The 15,296-nt window shown below is 75.3% G+C and carries 16 protein-coding genes; 8 read left to right on the plus strand and 8 right to left on the minus strand.

The features are described 5' to 3' along the window. Positions 1-8 precede the first annotated feature (8 nt). Positions 9-2,843: a DNA translocase FtsK gene (locus tag RDI86_RS00580; protein ID WP_206154329.1), complete on the minus strand. Its 2,835-nt coding sequence runs from the start codon at positions 2,841-2,843 to the stop codon at positions 9-11. 121 nt (positions 2,844-2,964) lie between these two features. On the opposite strand from RDI86_RS00580, the gene RDI86_RS00585 reads away from it, so the two are divergent. Next, complete coding sequence (locus RDI86_RS00585; RefSeq protein WP_308820397.1) at positions 2,965-3,870, plus strand: MBL fold metallo-hydrolase; 906 nt, start codon at positions 2,965-2,967, stop codon at positions 3,868-3,870. An 80-nt stretch (positions 3,871-3,950) separates the two neighbouring features. Here the strand turns inward: RDI86_RS00585 and RDI86_RS00590 are convergent, their stop codons facing one another. Together RDI86_RS00590 and RDI86_RS00595 are read right to left on the minus strand one after the other, a co-directional pair. Beyond that, a complete protein-coding gene (locus RDI86_RS00590; protein ID WP_061267556.1) occupies positions 3,951-4,316 on the minus strand; it encodes an Imm51 family immunity protein in 366 nt (121 codons plus the stop codon). Positions 4,317-4,358: 42 nt separating this feature from the next. Next, positions 4,359-4,769: a hypothetical protein gene (locus tag RDI86_RS00595; protein ID WP_061267555.1), complete on the minus strand. Its 411-nt coding sequence runs from the start codon at positions 4,767-4,769 to the stop codon at positions 4,359-4,361. Between the two features lie 102 nt (positions 4,770-4,871). Here RDI86_RS00595 and RDI86_RS00600 point away from each other — a divergent pair, with 102 nt between their 5' ends. Beyond that, the gene (locus RDI86_RS00600; RefSeq protein ID WP_308820398.1) at positions 4,872-5,462 is read left to right on the plus strand and encodes a TetR/AcrR family transcriptional regulator; all 591 of its coding nucleotides are present in this window, start codon (positions 4,872-4,874) and stop codon (positions 5,460-5,462) included. Positions 5,463-5,511: 49 nt separating this feature from the next. Here the strand turns inward: RDI86_RS00600 and RDI86_RS00605 are convergent, their stop codons facing one another. The 3 genes from RDI86_RS00605 to dapA form a co-directional block, all read right to left on the minus strand. Continuing rightward, entirely contained in the window at positions 5,512-6,381 is an 870-nt protein-coding gene (locus tag RDI86_RS00605) for a DUF4328 domain-containing protein (RefSeq protein ID WP_308820399.1), read from the minus strand. An 83-nt stretch (positions 6,382-6,464) separates the two neighbouring features. Next, positions 6,465-8,150 (minus strand): ribonuclease J, encoded by a 1,686-nt coding sequence (locus RDI86_RS00610; RefSeq protein WP_034655491.1) that lies wholly within the window; start codon positions 8,148-8,150, stop codon positions 6,465-6,467. A gap of 50 nt (positions 8,151-8,200) precedes the next feature. Further along, a complete protein-coding gene (gene dapA, locus RDI86_RS00615) occupies positions 8,201-9,145 on the minus strand; it encodes a 4-hydroxy-tetrahydrodipicolinate synthase (RefSeq protein ID WP_308820400.1) in 945 nt (314 codons plus the stop codon). 137 nt (positions 9,146-9,282) lie between these two features. Here dapA and RDI86_RS00620 point away from each other — a divergent pair, with 137 nt between their 5' ends. The 6 genes from RDI86_RS00620 to RDI86_RS00645 all read left to right on the plus strand — a co-directional run bounded on the left by RDI86_RS00620 (position 9,283) and on the right by RDI86_RS00645 (position 13,963). Then, on the plus strand, positions 9,283-10,767 hold the full coding sequence (locus tag RDI86_RS00620; RefSeq protein WP_308820401.1) for an NAD-dependent succinate-semialdehyde dehydrogenase: 1,485 nt from the start codon (positions 9,283-9,285) through the stop codon (positions 10,765-10,767). Between the two features lie 283 nt (positions 10,768-11,050). Beyond that, the gene (locus tag RDI86_RS00625; RefSeq protein WP_051028262.1) at positions 11,051-11,674 is read left to right on the plus strand and encodes a TIGR00645 family protein; all 624 of its coding nucleotides are present in this window, start codon (positions 11,051-11,053) and stop codon (positions 11,672-11,674) included. Further along, a complete protein-coding gene (locus tag RDI86_RS00630) occupies positions 11,671-12,558 on the plus strand; it encodes an AzlC family ABC transporter permease (RefSeq protein WP_285845853.1) in 888 nt (295 codons plus the stop codon). Before RDI86_RS00625 ends, RDI86_RS00630 begins: the two co-directional genes overlap by 4 nt. After that, the gene (locus RDI86_RS00635) at positions 12,555-12,875 is read left to right on the plus strand and encodes an AzlD domain-containing protein (RefSeq protein WP_043658086.1); all 321 of its coding nucleotides are present in this window, start codon (positions 12,555-12,557) and stop codon (positions 12,873-12,875) included. Before RDI86_RS00630 ends, RDI86_RS00635 begins: the two co-directional genes overlap by 4 nt. Positions 12,876-12,915: 40 nt before the next feature. Next, entirely contained in the window at positions 12,916-13,425 is a 510-nt protein-coding gene (locus RDI86_RS00640; protein WP_043658083.1) for a GNAT family N-acetyltransferase, read from the plus strand. Between the two features lie 79 nt (positions 13,426-13,504). After that, the gene (locus RDI86_RS00645; RefSeq protein ID WP_194218093.1) at positions 13,505-13,963 is read left to right on the plus strand and encodes a hypothetical protein; all 459 of its coding nucleotides are present in this window, start codon (positions 13,505-13,507) and stop codon (positions 13,961-13,963) included. A 19-nt stretch (positions 13,964-13,982) separates the two neighbouring features. Here RDI86_RS00645 and RDI86_RS00650 read toward each other — a convergent pair whose 3' ends face one another. Beyond that, positions 13,983-14,423 carry a hypothetical protein gene (locus RDI86_RS00650; protein ID WP_076406606.1) on the minus strand — a complete coding sequence of 147 codons (441 nt, stop codon included), beginning with the start codon at positions 14,421-14,423 and terminating at the stop codon, positions 13,983-13,985. A 92-nt stretch (positions 14,424-14,515) separates the two neighbouring features. Then, positions 14,516-15,271 (minus strand): 4-hydroxy-tetrahydrodipicolinate reductase, encoded by a 756-nt coding sequence (gene dapB, locus RDI86_RS00655; RefSeq protein ID WP_034656111.1) that lies wholly within the window; start codon positions 15,269-15,271, stop codon positions 14,516-14,518. Between the last annotated feature and the right edge of the window lie 25 nt (positions 15,272-15,296).

Genomic DNA, 15,296 nt, shown 5'->3' on the forward strand with positions numbered 1-15,296 from the left:
TGCCCGGGTCACCGCCAGCCCGACTCCACGTCGGCGCCGTCGTGGTACTCCGTCGCGGCCGGGGGCATGTGCCCGTCGGTGCCCTCGCCGTAGTCGTGGCCGCCCCCTGCGGCCGACGGCGCGGGGGCCGCGGCGGGCGCCTGGCCGTCGAAGACGTCCTGCGCGGGCTCGCCCCGGATGAGGGCGAGCGCCGACGGCAGCTCCTCGGGCGTCACGAGCACCTCGCGGGCCTTGGACCCCTCGGACGGGCCGACGATCTCGCGCGACTCCAGGAGGTCCATGAGGCGACCCGCCTTGGCGAAGCCGACGCGCAGCTTGCGCTGAAGCATCGACGTCGAGCCGAACTGTGACGTCACGACGAGCTCGGCCGCCTGGAGCAGCAGGTCGAGGTCGTCGCCGATGTCCTCGTCGATCTGCTTCTTCGTGGCCGCCTGCGTGACGTCCTCGCGGTACACGGGCTTGAGCTGGCTCTTCACGTGCTCGACGACGGCGTGCACCTCGGACTCCGAGACCCACGCGCCCTGCACGCGCATGGGCTTGGCCGCGCCCATGGGCAGGAACAGGGCGTCGCCCTGGCCGATGAGCTTCTCCGCGCCCGGCTGGTCGAGCACGACGCGCGAGTCCGCGAGGGACGACGTCGCGAACGCGAGCCGCGACGGCACGTTCGCCTTGATGAGGCCCGTCACGACGTCGACCGACGGTCGCTGCGTCGCGAGCACCAGGTGGATGCCTGCCGCACGCGCGAGCTGCGTGATGCGCTGGATCGAGGCCTCGACGTCGCGCGGGGCGACCATCATGAGGTCGGCGAGCTCGTCGACGACGACCAGCAGGTACGGGTACGTCGCGATCTTGCGCTCGGAGCCGGGCAGCGGCTTGACCTTGCCGGCGCGGACGGCGGCGTTGAAGTCGTCGATGTGCTTGAACCCGAACGCGGCAAGGTCGTCGTAGCGGGCGTCCATCTCGCGGACGACCCAGTCGAGGGCCTCCGCGGCCTTCTTCGGGTTCGTGATGATGGGCGTGATGAGGTGCGGGATGCCCTCGTAGATCGTCAGCTCGACGCGCTTGGGGTCCACGAGCACGAGCCGCACCTGCTCCGGCGTCGAGCGCATGAGGATCGACGTGATCATGGAGTTGATGAAGCTCGACTTGCCCGCGCCCGTCGCGCCCGCGACGAGGATGTGCGGCATCTTCGCGAGGTTCGCGACGACGTAGCCGCCCTCGACGTCCTTGCCCACGCCCATGACCATGGGGTGCTCGGTGCGCCGCGCGGCCGACGACCGCAGGACGTCGCCGAGCACGACCGTCTCGCGGTCCGTGTTGGGGATCTCGATGCCGATGGCCGACTTGCCGGGGATCGGCGCGAGGATGCGCACGTCGGCGCTGGCCACCGCGTACGCGATGTTGTTGGACAGCGACGTGATGCGCTCGACCTTGACCTTGGGCCCGACCTCGACCTCGTAGCGCGTGACCGTCGGGCCGCGCGTGAACCCGGTGACCTTCGCGTCGACCTCGAACTGCTCGAACGTCTGCGTGAGCGCCTCGACCACGCGGTCGTTCGCGGCGGAGCGCACCTTGTGCGGCGCGCCCTTGACGAGCGCGTCCTCGTCCGGGAGCAGGTAGACCGTGTCGCCCTCGAGCATGGGCTGCACGCCCCGGGGCATCGGGCCGGGCGGGGGCGGCGGCACGCTGCCGACGCCGTCCTCCGGGGAGGGCGCGACCGCGCCCATCGCGGCCGCCGCCGTGTCCTGCGCGGCCCCCTGCCCGACGGCGGGGACCACCTCCGTGGCAGCGGTACCGGCGGCCGGCTCCTCCGCGCGACGCTTCTTCCCCCGACCGCGCGGCACGTCGTCCTCGTAGTCGAGGAACGCGGCCGTCTCGAAGGCCTCGTCGCCCGAGAAGCCGCCCTCGGGCTTCTCGATCTCGGCCGCCTCCGCCGCGCGCTGCGCCTTGGTGCGCCGCGGCTTGCGCGGTCGGCGACCCGTCGGCGGCTCGCTGCCGTCGTGGCGCGAGACGCCCTCCGCGAGCGGGAGCCCGTCCTCGTCGAGCGCGTCGTCCTCGGTGCGGTGGTTGCCGGTCAGCACGTCGTAGAGGCCGCGCAGCCGGCTCGGGATGCGGTGCACGGGCGTCGCGGTGACGACGAGCAGCCCGAAGAACCCGAGCAGCAGGAAGATCGGCACGGCGAACCACGGTGTCAGCCCGGCGGTCACGGGTGTCGCCGCCAGGTAGCCGACGATGCCCCCCGCGTCCTGCACCGCCGCGAAGCCGTCGCGCGGCGCGGGCAGGTCCTCCGAGATGTGCACGAGGGAGCACACGGACACGACGATGAGCGTGAGCCCGATCGCGACGCGCGAGTTCGCCTGGGCGCGCTCGGGGTGCCGCATGATGCGCACCGCGAGCCAGAGCAGCAGGACCGGGACCGCGACGCCGGCGAGACCGAACGTCCCCGCGACGACGCCGTGGACGACCTTGCCGAACGTGCCCTGGATGCCCCACCACTCGCGGGCCGCGACGACGACCGCGAGGGCGATGAGGGTGAACGCGACGCCGTCGCGCCGGTGTGCCGGGTCCAGCTCTCTTGCTCCTCTTCCGATGGTGCGCACGAGCGATCCCACGCCGTGCGCGGCGCCGAGCCAGACCCCCCGCACCGCCCGGACGGGCCACGGCGGCCCTGCCGCCGGGCGACGCGCCGGGCGGCGCGCGCTGGACGAGGAGGACCGTCCGCGACCGGTTCCGGCGCGCGACGTGCCGCGGGCCGTGGACGAACCGCCGCGCGCCGCGGTGCGGGGCGCTGGTGTGCGGTTGCTCGCGGTCCGACGTGCCTGCGGGGACGTGCGGGTCGCCATAGTGGTCCTAACCTACCTGCGGGGGACGACGGCGCCCGGGACCCCGGGGCGCGTGTCCCCGGCGGACCGGGGTTCGGGCACGGGCCCGCGACCCGGTCCCGCGAGGACGAGCGGAGGACCGATGGACGATCACGCGGGCGTGCGGCGCAGCACCGCCGACGCGACCACGGACGGCGAGCAGGCGCACGCGCGCGACCTCGTGGAGGTCCGCCCGGGGGTCTGGGTGGCCACCGCGACGATCTGGGCCACCACGTCGACGGTCGTGGTCGCACCCGACGGCGCGGCGCTCGTCGTCGACCCCGCGGTCACGGTCGAGGAGGTCGAGGCGCTGGCAGCCGCCGTCCACGGCCGCGGCTGGCGCGTGACGGCCGGGTTCGCGACCCATCCGCACTGGGACCACGTGCTGTGGTCCCGCTCCTTGGGCGACGCCCCACGCTACGCCACGGCCCGCGGCGCCGACGCCGTCCGGGCGCGGGGAGCGGACCTGGTCACCGCGACCGACGCCGCCGCGCCCGGCCACGACCCGACGCTCGTCGGCGCGCTCACGCCGCTCCCCCGCGGCGCACGACGCCTGCCGTGGCCGACAGCACCGGACCCCGGGCAGGCCGAGGAGCGAGCCGACGCGCAGGCCGACGGGAAGACCGACGTCGTCGTGGTCGAGCACGACGCCCACGCGCCGGGCCACGCGGCGCTCGTCGTGCGGGGCGTGCTGCTCGCGGGCGACATGCTCTCGGACGTGGAGGTGCCGCTCGTCGACACCGGGTCGCGCGACCCGGTGCGCACGTACCGCGGGGCGCTCGACGCGCTCGAGCTCGCGGCGCGCGACGTCGACGCGCTCGTCCCGGGCCACGGGAGCCCGGCCGTCGGCCGTGCCGCCGTCGCCGCGCGCTTCGCGGCCGACCGCGCCTACCTCGACGCGCTGGAGCACGCGGTCGTGCACACGGACGCCGTGGTGGCCGACGACCGGCTCACCGGCTACGTCGCGACGTGGCACGACGAGCAGCTCGCCGCGCTGCGCGCGCGCTGAGGCCGCCCGAGCGGTCGTGCCCGGATCGCGGAGCCGCGGTCCGACGACACGAGGCCTCCTGGACCCGCCGCGCTCCGCGCTTAGTCGTCGAGCCCGAGCTCGACCGACCGGGCGAGCGCCGCGTCGAGGGCCCGCTCGTCGGTGACGAGGCGGTGCAGGTGCCGCGCCGCGACGTGCAGGGCGTCGAGGTCGGAGCCGTAGACGCTCACCATGCCGCCCTCGGGGTCGAACCCGACGGCCCCCAGCACGTCCGGCTCGTGGTCGGTCAGCGTGGCCTGGAGCGCGCCGGAGAAGTCGTAGCCCGAGCCCTCGACGCCGTGCCGCTCGAGCGCACCCTGGTGGTGGTGCCACTCCGGCCCGCCGGGCGAGTAGATGATGCTCCACCCCTGGGCCAGCGTGACGAGACGGACGGGGTCGAGCGGGACGAAGTCCTCGGCGGTGGTCATGCCGGAACCGTAGCGGGCAGCACCCACGGCGCAGTCCCGCGGTCAGCCGAGGAAGAGGCCGACGGCGAGCGTCACGACGCCCGCCGCGAGGACGACGGCCCCCGCGGGCAGCAGCGCGACGGCCCGGTTCGGCGTCTCGCGACCGGGGCCGACGGCCGACAGGAAGAAGCCGGCCGGGAGCAGGATCGCCGCGACGAGCACGCCGGTCGCCGCGAGCCAGCGCCAGGGGCCGGCGAGGCCCGTGGCCTCCGTGAGGAGTAGGCACACCAGACCGAGGATGACGAGAACCCCCGCGTGCGCGTGCCCGGCGCGAAAGAACGACGTCTGGAACGCGGTGGCCGGGACCCGCCGTGTCACGACCCGGACGAGGAAGGCCCCGCCGGACTCGATGCCGACGACGGTGAGAAGGACGATGCCGGCGGTGAGGCGGGCGGCGTCGGTGAGCTCGAGCACGGGGACCTCCGAGGGAGCGGCGCGAGAGCTCGCGCACCGGTTTGCGAACACTGTTATAGAACATCGTTCGCGAACGCTCGTCAAGGCCCCTAGACTCGGCGCGTGGCACGACCCCGACTGCACGACGACGCCCTGCGCGACCGCCTCCTCGACGTGGCGTCGCGCGCCGTCTCCACGCACGGGGAGGCCGCGGTGACGGTCCGGTCGGTCGCGACCGAGGCCGGGACGAGCGCGTCGGCCGTCTACGCGCTCTTCGGCAGCCGCGACGAGCTCGTCGCCGCCGTCTCCGCGGAGGGCTTCCGGCGCTTCGCCGCACACCTCGCCACGGTCCCCCGCACCGACGACCCCGGTGCCGACCTGGCGGCCCTCGGTCGCGCGTACCGCGACTTCGCGCTGGCCGACCCGCACTTCTACGCCGTGATGTTCGCGCGCGGCGTCCGGCCGGGGCCGGACCGGCCCGAGGCGGTCGAGGAGCCCACGTTCCGCGCGCTGCGCGACGCCGTCGCGCGCCTCGTCCCCGAGGACGCGGGTGCCGCCGACGTCGCGCTCGGCCTCTGGGGGCTCGTGCACGGCCTGGTCTCGCTCGAGCTCGCGGGCCTCGTGCCCGGCGGGGACGACGCCCGGGCGGCGCGCTACGCCGCGACGCTCGCCGCCGTCGGTCCGGGGCTCGTGCGACGCGACGCCGACACCTAGGCCGGGAGCAGCAGGCCCGTCCGCCTGCCCACGGCGAGCGGACGCGCGGTCACCGGGCGTCGACTCCCGTGGCGGCACGCTGGCCCGCGGTGATCTCGCGGACGGTGCGCACCCACAGGACGAGCGCGAGGACGACGCCCGCGGTGCCCACCGTCTCCGCGACGGGCAGCAGCGCGAAGGTCCCGGCCGCACCGGCCGAGGAGAGCGTCGTCAGCTGCGTGGCGACGTTCGTCGCGACGCTCCACAGGATCCACCCGGCCCACCACCACCCGAGGCCGCGGCGCGGGGCGACGACGGTCGCGGCGCGCACGTCGCGCACGACCTGGTACGGGAACCACAACGCGACGACCGGCACGATCCACCCGAGCCAGACCCACACCCGGCTGCGCGCGTGCCCGTGCGCGGGCGACACGGCCTCGGCGAGCACGCGGCTCTGCCACAGCCACAGGCACGTCACGATCGCCGCGGCGAGCTGGACGGGAAGGAGCAGCAGGCCCACGGCGTCGTACCCGGTGAGGACCTCGGCGCTCGGGGTGCCGGCGCGGGCGGCGCGCTCGAACTCCTCGGCCGCGCGGAACGACGTGACCCAGGCCAGCACCTGCACGGCGGTGACCGCGACCGCGAGCGCGATCGTCCCCGTCGCGAGGCCCCCGGGGACGGGTGGTCGCGGGACGTAGCCGTACCCGCCGCCGTACGCGCCGTATGCCGGGGCCGTCGGCTGCCCGTACACGGGTGCCGAGGGCGGCGTCAGCGCGGAGGGACCCGCGGGCGAGGGAGCCGCCTGCCCGTACGCGGGGACGGGCGCGGTGCCGTACGCGCCGTACTGCGGTACCGGCCGGCCGGGCGCCGAAGGCTGACCGGGGACGGGGCCGCCGGGCTGTCCGTAGGGCGGGACCCCGGAGGGGTCGTGGTGCGTCAAGGGGTGCCTCCTGCGCTGGTCGGGGCGCCAGCATACTGGCGCCCCGACCTGGGCGGAGACCGGTCCGACGCCGGTCGCGGAGGCTACGCCTCGACGACGACCGGGACGATCATCGGACGACGGCGCAGGCGGTTGGAGACCCACCGGCCGATGACGCGGCGCATGACCTGCTGGAGCTGGTGCGTGTCCGTCGCACCGCCGGCGATCGCGTCCTCGAGCGCCTTGACGACCTCGGGCTGGATGTCCTGGAACACCTTGTCGTCCTCGGCGAACCCGCGCGCGAGGATCTGCGGCCCCGCGAGGACCTTGCCCGTCGCGGAGTCGACGACGGCGAACACGGAGACGAAGCCCTCCTCGCCGAGGATGCGGCGGTCCTTGAGCTCGGCGTCCGTGATCTCGCCGACGCTCGACCCGTCGACGTACACGTACCCGCACGGCACGGCCCCCACGACGGACGCGCGCCCGTCGACGAGGTCGACGACGACGCCGTCCTCGGCGAGCACGACCCGGTCGGCCGGCACGCCCGTGCGGACCGCGAGCGCCCCGTTGGCGACGAGGTGACGGACCTCGCCGTGCACCGGCATGACGTTCTTGGGCTTGAGCACGTTGTAGCAGTAGAGGAGCTCGCCCGCGCTCGCGTGGCCGGACACGTGCACCTTGGCGTTGCCGCCGTGCACGACGCGCGCGCCGAGGCGCGTGAGGCCGTTGATGATGCGGAAGACGGCGTTCTCGTTGCCCGGGATGAGCGACGACGCGAGGATGACGGTGTCGCCGTGGCCGACCTGGACCTTGTGGTCCCCGTTCGCCATGCGCGACAGGGCGGCCATGGGCTCGCCCTGCGACCCCGTGCACATGAGCACGATCTCGTCGTCGCGCAGCGAGTCGACCTTCTTGAGGTCGATGAGCACGCCCTCGGGCACGTGGAGGTACCCGAGCTCGGACGCGATCGTCATGTTGCGGACCATCGAGCGCCCGACGAGCGCGACGCGGCGGCCGTGGTGGTGCGCGGCGTTGAGGACCTGCTGCACGCGGTGCACGTGCGACGAGAACGACGCGACGATGATGCGCTTCTCGGAGGCGGCGAAGACGTTGTCGAGCACCGGGCCGATCTCGACCTCGGGCGTGACGAACCCGGGCACCTCGGCGTTGGTCGAGTCGACCATGAACAGGTCGACGCCCTGCTCGCCCAGGCGCGCGAACGCGCGCAGGTCGGTGATGCGCCCGTCGAGCGGGAGCTGGTCCATCTTGAAGTCGCCCGTGTGCAGCACGGTCCCGGCGCCGGTCGTCACCGCGACCGCGAGCGCGTCGGGGATCGAGTGGTTCACGGCGACGAACTCGCAGCGGAACACGCCGAGCTGCTCGACCTGCCCCTCCTTGACCGCGAGGGTCACGGGCGAGATGCGGTGCTCCTTGAGCTTCGCCTCGACGAACGCGAGCGTGAGCTGCGACCCGACGAGCGGGATGTCGCGGCGCAGGCGCAGCAGGTACGGCACGGCGCCGATGTGGTCCTCGTGGCCGTGCGTGAGGACGATCGCCTCGATGTCGTCCAGCCGGTCCGCGATGTAGTCGAAGTCCGGGAGGATGAGGTCGACGCCGGGCTGGTTGTCCTCGGGGAAGAGGACGCCGCAGTCGATGACGAGCAGGCGCCCGTCGTACTCGAGGACGGCCATGTTGCGGCCGACCTCACCGAGACCGCCGAGGGCGACGATGCGCAGCCCTCCGGCGGGGAGCTCGGGAGGCAGGGAGAGTTCGGGGTGGGGATGGCTCACGGGGCCTCCTGTCGTGGCTGAGCCGGGGGTTTCGAGGGCTCCTGCCCTCGCTAGTTCGTGGGTGCGGCAGCGTCTGCCGCGGTGGTCGCGCCCGCGAGCACGCCCGCGGCGGCGAGGGCGTCGCGCACGAGCGCGACGTCGTCCTCGGTCGCCGCGACGTTCGGCAGGCGCAGGAAACGGTTGTCGGTGACGCCGAGCAGCTCGACGGCGGCCTTGGCCATGACGGCCTGGAAGCCGGCACCGTTGAGCGCGTCGATGACGGGCGTCGTGGTGAGGAAGACCTCGAGCGCGCCCGCCGGGTCGCCGGCGTCGAAGCGGCGCACGACCTCCGCGAACTGCGGCGCGACGGCGTGCGCCGACACCGAGACGATACCCGCGGCGCCGTGCGCGAGGAACGGGAGCAGCAGCCCGTCGTCGCCGCTGTAGAAGGCGAGGCCCGTCGATGCCGCGAGCTTCGCGGCGGCGTAGACGTCGCCCGTCGCGTCCTTGGTCGCCACGACCCGCTCGTGCGCCGCGAGGCGCGCGTACGTGTCGGGGGCGATGCGCACCCCGGTGCGGCCGGGGACGTCGTACAGCATGACGGGGAGGTCCGCCGCCTCGGCGATCGCGACGACGTGGCGATAGACGCCCTCCTGGCCGGGGCGCGAGTAGTACGGGGTGACGACGAGGAGCCCGTCCGCCCCCGCCTCGGAGGCCTGCTCGGCCATGCGCAGCGCGTGGTCGGTGTCGTTGGACCCGGCGCCCGCGAGGACCGCCGCGCGGTCGCCGACCGCCTCGACGACGGCGCGCACGAGGTCCTGCTTCTCGGGGGCGTGGGTCGTGGGCGACTCGCCCGTCGTGCCGCTCAGCACGAGGCCGTCGTTCCCGTCGTCCACCAGGCGCTTCGCGAGCCGGGCCGCCGCCTCGAGGTCGACGGCGCCGTCGGGCGTCATCGGGGTGACCATGGCCGTGAGGACGGCACCGAACGGGCGCGCGGGGGTGGCGGGAAGGACCATGTGCACAAACTACCGTGCGGCGGGTCGTCGCACCGCGCCCGTCCGGCAGCGACAGGGCGGCGCCCGGGGCACGGGCACGGCGCCCCGCACCGCTCGCCCGGGTGCGTCCCCGCGACCCCCAGGGCGATACTCGGAGCATGTCCCGCCCCGCCTCGACGTCGAACCTCTCCCCCGCCCTCGTCGCCCACGTGCCCACCGGGCTGCTCGTGGACGGCCACTGGGGTCCTGCCGAGGGCGGGCGGACCTTCGAGGTCGAGGACCCGGCGACCGAGGAGTCGCTGTTCGACGTCGCGGACGCGAGCCCGACGGACGCGCTGCGCGCGCTCGACGCCGCGCACCGTGCGGCGCCCGCGTGGCGCGCGACGCCCCCGCGCGAGCGGGGCGAGGTGCTGCGCGCCGTCTACGACCGGGTCGTCGCGCGGGCCGACGACGTGGCCGCGCTCATCACGGCCGAGTGCGGCAAGCCGCTCGCCGAGGCGCGCGCCGAGGTGCTCTACGGCGCCGACTTCCTGCGCTGGTACGCGGAGCAGGCGGTCCGCGCCGACGGGCTCGCGCGGACCGCGCCCGCGGGCGGCAACCGCCAGCTCGTCTTCCGCCGGCCCGTGGGGCCCGCGCTGCTCGTCACGCCGTGGAACTTCCCGATCGCCATGGCGACGCGCAAGATCGGCCCGGCGCTGGCCGCCGGGTGCACGGTCGTCGTCAAGCCCGCGCGGCTCACCCCGCTCACGACGGCGCTCGTGGCCGAGGTGATCCGCTCCGAGCTCGCCGACCGCGGCCTGCCGACGGGCGTCGTCAACGTCGTCCCGTCGTCGCGCGCCGCCGACGTCACCGAGCCGCTCCTCGCGGACGAGCGCCTGCGCAAGCTGTCGTTCACCGGCTCGACGCCCGTCGGGCGCACGCTGCTCGAGAAGGCGTCCGCCCAGGTGCTGCGCACCTCGATGGAGCTCGGCGGCAACGCCCCGTTCCTCGTGTTCGCGGACGCCGACCTCGACGCGGCGGTCGAGGGCGCCGTGATCGCGAAGCTCCGCAACGCCGGGCAGTCGTGCGTGGCGGCGAACCGCTTCCTCGTGCACGACGCCGTCGCGCGCGAGTTCTCCCAGCGCCTCGCCGCCGCGTTCGCGGACCTGCGGGTCGGGCCGGGCGCCCAGGACGGGACGCAGGTCGGGCCGCTCGTCGAGGCGAAGGCCGTCGACAAGGTCGCCGAGCTCGTCGACGCGGCGGTCGACGGCGGGGCCCAGGTGCTCACCGGCGCGGAGCGGCCCCGCTCCCCCGGGTACTTCTACTCCCCCACCGTCCTGTCGGGCGTCGACCCGGACGCGCGCGTCGTCACCGAGGAGATCTTCGGCCCGGTGGCGCCCGTCGTCGCGTTCGGCGACGACGACGAGGGCATCGCGCTCGCGAACGCGACCGAGTACGGGCTCGTCGCCTACGCGTACACGACGTCGCTCGACCGGGCCGTACGCGTCTCCGAGGAGGTCGAGGCCGGCATGATCGGCGTCAACCGCGGCCTCGTGTCCGACGCGAGCGCCCCGTTCGGCGGGCTCAAGCAGTCCGGCCTCGGCCGCGAGGGCGGCGAGGCCGGCCTCGAGGAGTACCTGGAGACGGTCTACGTCGCCCTCTGACGTCGCCCCCCTTCTCTCTCTCCCCCCCGCGGCCCCCCGCCGCCGCCGAGCACGGGGTCACGGACCGGGATCCGACGATCCCGGTCGCGGTCTCCGTGCTCGACGGGCGGCCGGGCCGTCCTCGTCTCCGGCAGCGCGGGCGGGCCTGCGGGGCCCTCACGCCGCGTTGGTACCCTGACGCCCCGGTGACGACCGGTGACCGGTGCCCCGCGCGCCGGACGGTCGTCGCCGTCCGCCGCCACCGACTCCCGGAGAGCCCACGCCCGTGCCCTCGACGCCCGCGTTGACCACCAGCCCGAACGTCCCCTCGCCCAGCGCCCGCGTCACCACCGTCGGGTACATGATCTTCGCGTCGCGCTGGCTCCAGGCGCCGCTGTACTTCGGCCTCATCGTGGCCCAGGTGGTCTACGTGTGGCAGTTCCTCAAGGAGCTGTGGCTGCTCGTCGTAGGCGGCTTCACGGGCCGCGCGACGGACCACGCGACGCACGAGGTGGTCAGCTTCGGCGCCGAGGAGATCATGCTCGCGGTGCTCGGGCTCGTGGACGTCGTCATGATCTCCAACCTGCTCATCATGGTCATCGTGGGCGGCTACGAGACGTTCGTCTCGCGCATCCGGCTCGAGGGCCACCCCGACCAGCCCGAGTGGCTGAGCCACGTCAACGCGAACGTGCTCAAGACGAAGCTCGCGATGTCCATCGTCGGCATCTCGTCGATCCACCTGCTGCGCACGTTCATCGACAGCAGCCGCTACACGCCGACGCAGCTCATGTGGCAGACGCTCATCCACCTCGCGTTCGTCCTCTCGGCGCTCGCCCTCGCGCTCATCGACCGCATGTCCCTCACCGCGCACCAGCGCGCGGCGAACGCCGCCGCCGCGGGCGAGGGCCCGGCCGACCCGCACGCATGAGCCGGCCCGACGACGTCCCCCGCCCCCGCGCCGACCCCGCGCCCGACGTGGCGCGGGCGGCCGCCGCGGACGTGCCGGACGTCGTCGGCGTACCGGACGCCGTCGGGGTGCCGGACGTCGTCGGGGTGCCGGACGCCGTCGAGCACGTGGCCGAGCAGGCCGTCGAGGACGAGGTCCGCGCCGCGGTCCGCCAGGCCGTGTCCGTCTCCGTCGCGACGGGCCTGTACGGCATCTCGTTCGGCGCGCTGTCGGTCGTCGCGGGCCTCGACGTCGTGCAGACCATGGCGCTGAGCCTGCTCATGTTCTCGGGCGGCTCGCAGTTCGCGCTCATCGGCGTGGTCGGCGCCGGGGGCGCGCCGGTCGCCGCGATCACCACGGCGGGCTTCCTCGGCGTCCGCAACGCGCTCTACGGCGCGCAGCTCGGCCCGCTGCTCGCGCTGCGCTCGTGGCACAAGGTCGTCGCGGCCCAGTTCACGATCGACGAGTCGACCGCCGTCGCGACCGCGCAACGGTCCCGGCGCGCCGTCCGGGCCGGTTTCTGGTGGACGGGCGTCGGCATCTTCGTCCTCTGGAACGCGATGACGCTCGTCGGGGCGCTCGCGGGCGACGCGCTGGGCGACCCGCGCGCGTGGGGGCTCGACGCCGCCGCGGCGGCCGCGTTCCTCGGCCTGCTGTGGCCGCGGCTCGCGACGCGCGCGATGCAGCTCACCGCGGCCGCGGCGGTGGTCGTCGCCGCGGCGCTCGTCCCGGTCGCACCGGGCGGCGTGCCGGTGCTCGCGGCGGCCGCGGTCGCCGTCGTCATCGGTCAGGTCGACGCGCGGCGCCGACGGGCCGCCGACCGTGCGGGGACCGCGGCCGGTCCCCGCGGAGAGGAGCCCTCGTGACCTCAGCGACCGTCTGGGTCGTCGTGCTCACCGCGTCCGCGGTGTGCTTCGCGCTCAAGCTCGCCGGCCACCTCGTGCCCGAGCACTGGCTCGCCGACGAGCGCGTCGCGCGCACCGCCGCGCTCGTCACCGCCGCGCTCCTCGCAGCGCTCGTCACGGTGCAGACCGTCGGCGACGGGCAGGCCCTCGTCGTCGACGCGCGCCTGCCCGCGCTGGGCGTCGCGGCCGTCGCGCTCGCGCTGCGCGCGCCGTTCATCGTCGTCGTGGTCCTCGCCGCGGTCACGGCCGCGGGCCTGCGCGCGCTCGGCTGGGGCTGAGGCCGTCCCGGCGCCCGGCCGGGTCTCGTAGGGTGAACCCGTGAGCCTCTTCCGCGAGACCGCCGACGTCTCCGTCCGCCCTGCCGTGCCCGGCGACGACGTCGCGATGACCGCGATCCAGGTCGGGGCGTGGCGCTCCTCGCACGCCGACGTGCTCGGTGACGACGTCCTCGACGCGCTCGACACCGTGCGGATGCGCGAGCAGTGGGCCGCCGCGATCTCCTCGCCGCCCGGTCCCGGCTTCGCGGTGCTCGTCGCGTGCGCGGGGGCGGACGTCGTGGGGTTCGCCGCGGTCGCGCCCGGTCAGGTCCTCGCGCTCGAGGTCGAACCGCGCCACCAGCGCGGCGGGCACGGGTCGCGCCTGCTGGCGGCGGCCGTCGACCGGCTGCGGCGCGACGGCGCGGACGAGGTCGTCACGTGGGTCCTCGACGGCGACGCCGCGCGCGAGGCGTTCCTCGCCGGGTCCGGGCTCGGTCCCGACGGGCGCACCCGGACGCTCGCGACCGGGCTCCGGGACGTCGTCGAGCGGCGCTGGACGGCCGAGATCTGACGACTGCGGGACCCCGCGTCACGCAGCCGTGACACGCCCGTGACCCGCTCGTCCCCGTGACCTGCGAGGATCGTCCGCCATGGGCATCCTCACCGACTACTTCGCCGCGCCGGACGACGCACGGGCCGCGCTCGCCGCCCAGGCGGGACCGGCCTCCCCCGACCCGCTGACCACGCAGCCGGGCTTCGCGACCGTGGAGCTCAAGGGCATCGACCCGTTCGTCGTCCTCGGCACCCTGGCGAGCCTGCTCACCGATCGCCCGTACGCCGAGGTCACGGCGGACGCCCGCCACGGCTCGCTCGTCGCGACCGGAGGTGACGAGGGGCCGTGGGTGGTCTCCGTGACGGACGTGCTCGTGGGGGCGCTCGCCTCCGCGACGCCCGCCGCGCTCGACGAGGTCGCCGTGCGGTGGGCGGCGACGGAGGAGCTCGAGGGGTCGGACCCCGCGGGCCTCGCCGACGCGCTGCACCGGCTCGCGGCGCTGTGCGTTCGCGCCGACGACGCGGGGCACCGGCTCTACTGCTGGACGAGCCTGTGACGCGCGTGCCCGGGCGCCGTCAGGCCCGGCGCCGCGCGCGGTAGAGCGCCGCGGCCTTGCGCAGCGCCTCCCGCGCGCGGCGGCGGTCGCGCGCCGCGTCGTAGGCGAACGCGAGGTGGTACCACGCCTCCCAGCTCGTCGGGTCGGCGTCGACCGCGTCCCGGTACGGGCCGAAGGCCGCGTCGGCGGCGTCGCGGTCGATCCGGCCGCCCGGCGAGCGCGGCAGGTCGTCGACGGGCAGGCGGCCGCGGTCCGCGAGGTCGTCGGCCATGCGCTGCACGGTCCCGGCGAGCAGGAACTCGCGCCCGACCAGGCCGACGACGAGCAGCGGCAGCACGAGCACGCCGGCCCCGATCGCCATGGCCACGGGCTCGCCCGTGCCGATGAGGGCCGCGGACCGTCCCGCGACCTGCCACACGTAGAGCGCGAGCAGGACCGTGACGAGGACCGCCCCGACGATCGCCTTCCACGGGCGCCCGGCGCGCGACCGGCCGCGCGAGCCGCCGTCCCCGGGCCCGGGGCCGTCCGGGCCGGTCGACCCGCCGGGCAGGCTCACGCGAGGTCCAGCACGTTCTCGAGGCCGACGGTCAGCCCGGGCCGGCCCACGACCTCGCGCACCGCGAGCAGGACGCCCGGCATGAACGAGACCCGGTCGAACGAGTCCTGCCGGATGACGAGCTGCTCGCCCGTGTTGCCGAACAGGATCTCCTCGTGCGCGACGAGGCCGCGCAGACGGACGGCGTGCACGCGCACGCCGTCGACGTCGGCGCCGCGCGCCTCCCAGCCCGTCTCGGTCGCGTCCGGGCCCGTCCCGAGACCGGCGTCGGCGCGCGCGGCGGCGATCGCCGCGGCGGTGTGCCGCGCGGTGCCGGACGGCGCGTCGACCTTGTCCGGGTGGTGGAGCTCGATCACCTCGGCCGACTCGAAGTACCGCGCGGCCTTGGCGGCGAACGTCATCGCGAGGACGGCGGACAGCCCGAAGTTGGGTGCGATGAGCACGCCGAGCCCCGGCGCGCCCGCCGCGGCAGCACGACCGAGGTGCGCGACGACGCGACCGCGGCTCTCCTCCGTCCAGCCCGTGGTCCCGACGACGGCGTGCACGCCCGCGTCGATCAGCGCGTGGACGTTCGCCTCGGTCGCGGCCGGGACCGTGAAGTCGACGGCGACGTCCGCGCCGCCGAGCGTCGCGGCGGCGACCTCGTCGCCCGCGTCGAGGCGCGCGACGAGCTCGAGGTCCGCCGCGCCCTCGACGGCGGCGCAGACGGTCGCGCCCATGCGTCCGGCGGCGCCCAGGACGGCGACCCGCAGCGGGCGACCGGGCTCCCTGCCGGGG

Origin of the sequence: Cellulosimicrobium sp. XJ-DQ-B-000 (assembly GCF_031119065.1) — a bacterium.
GTDB lineage: Bacteria > Actinomycetota > Actinomycetes > Actinomycetales > Cellulomonadaceae > Cellulosimicrobium > Cellulosimicrobium funkei.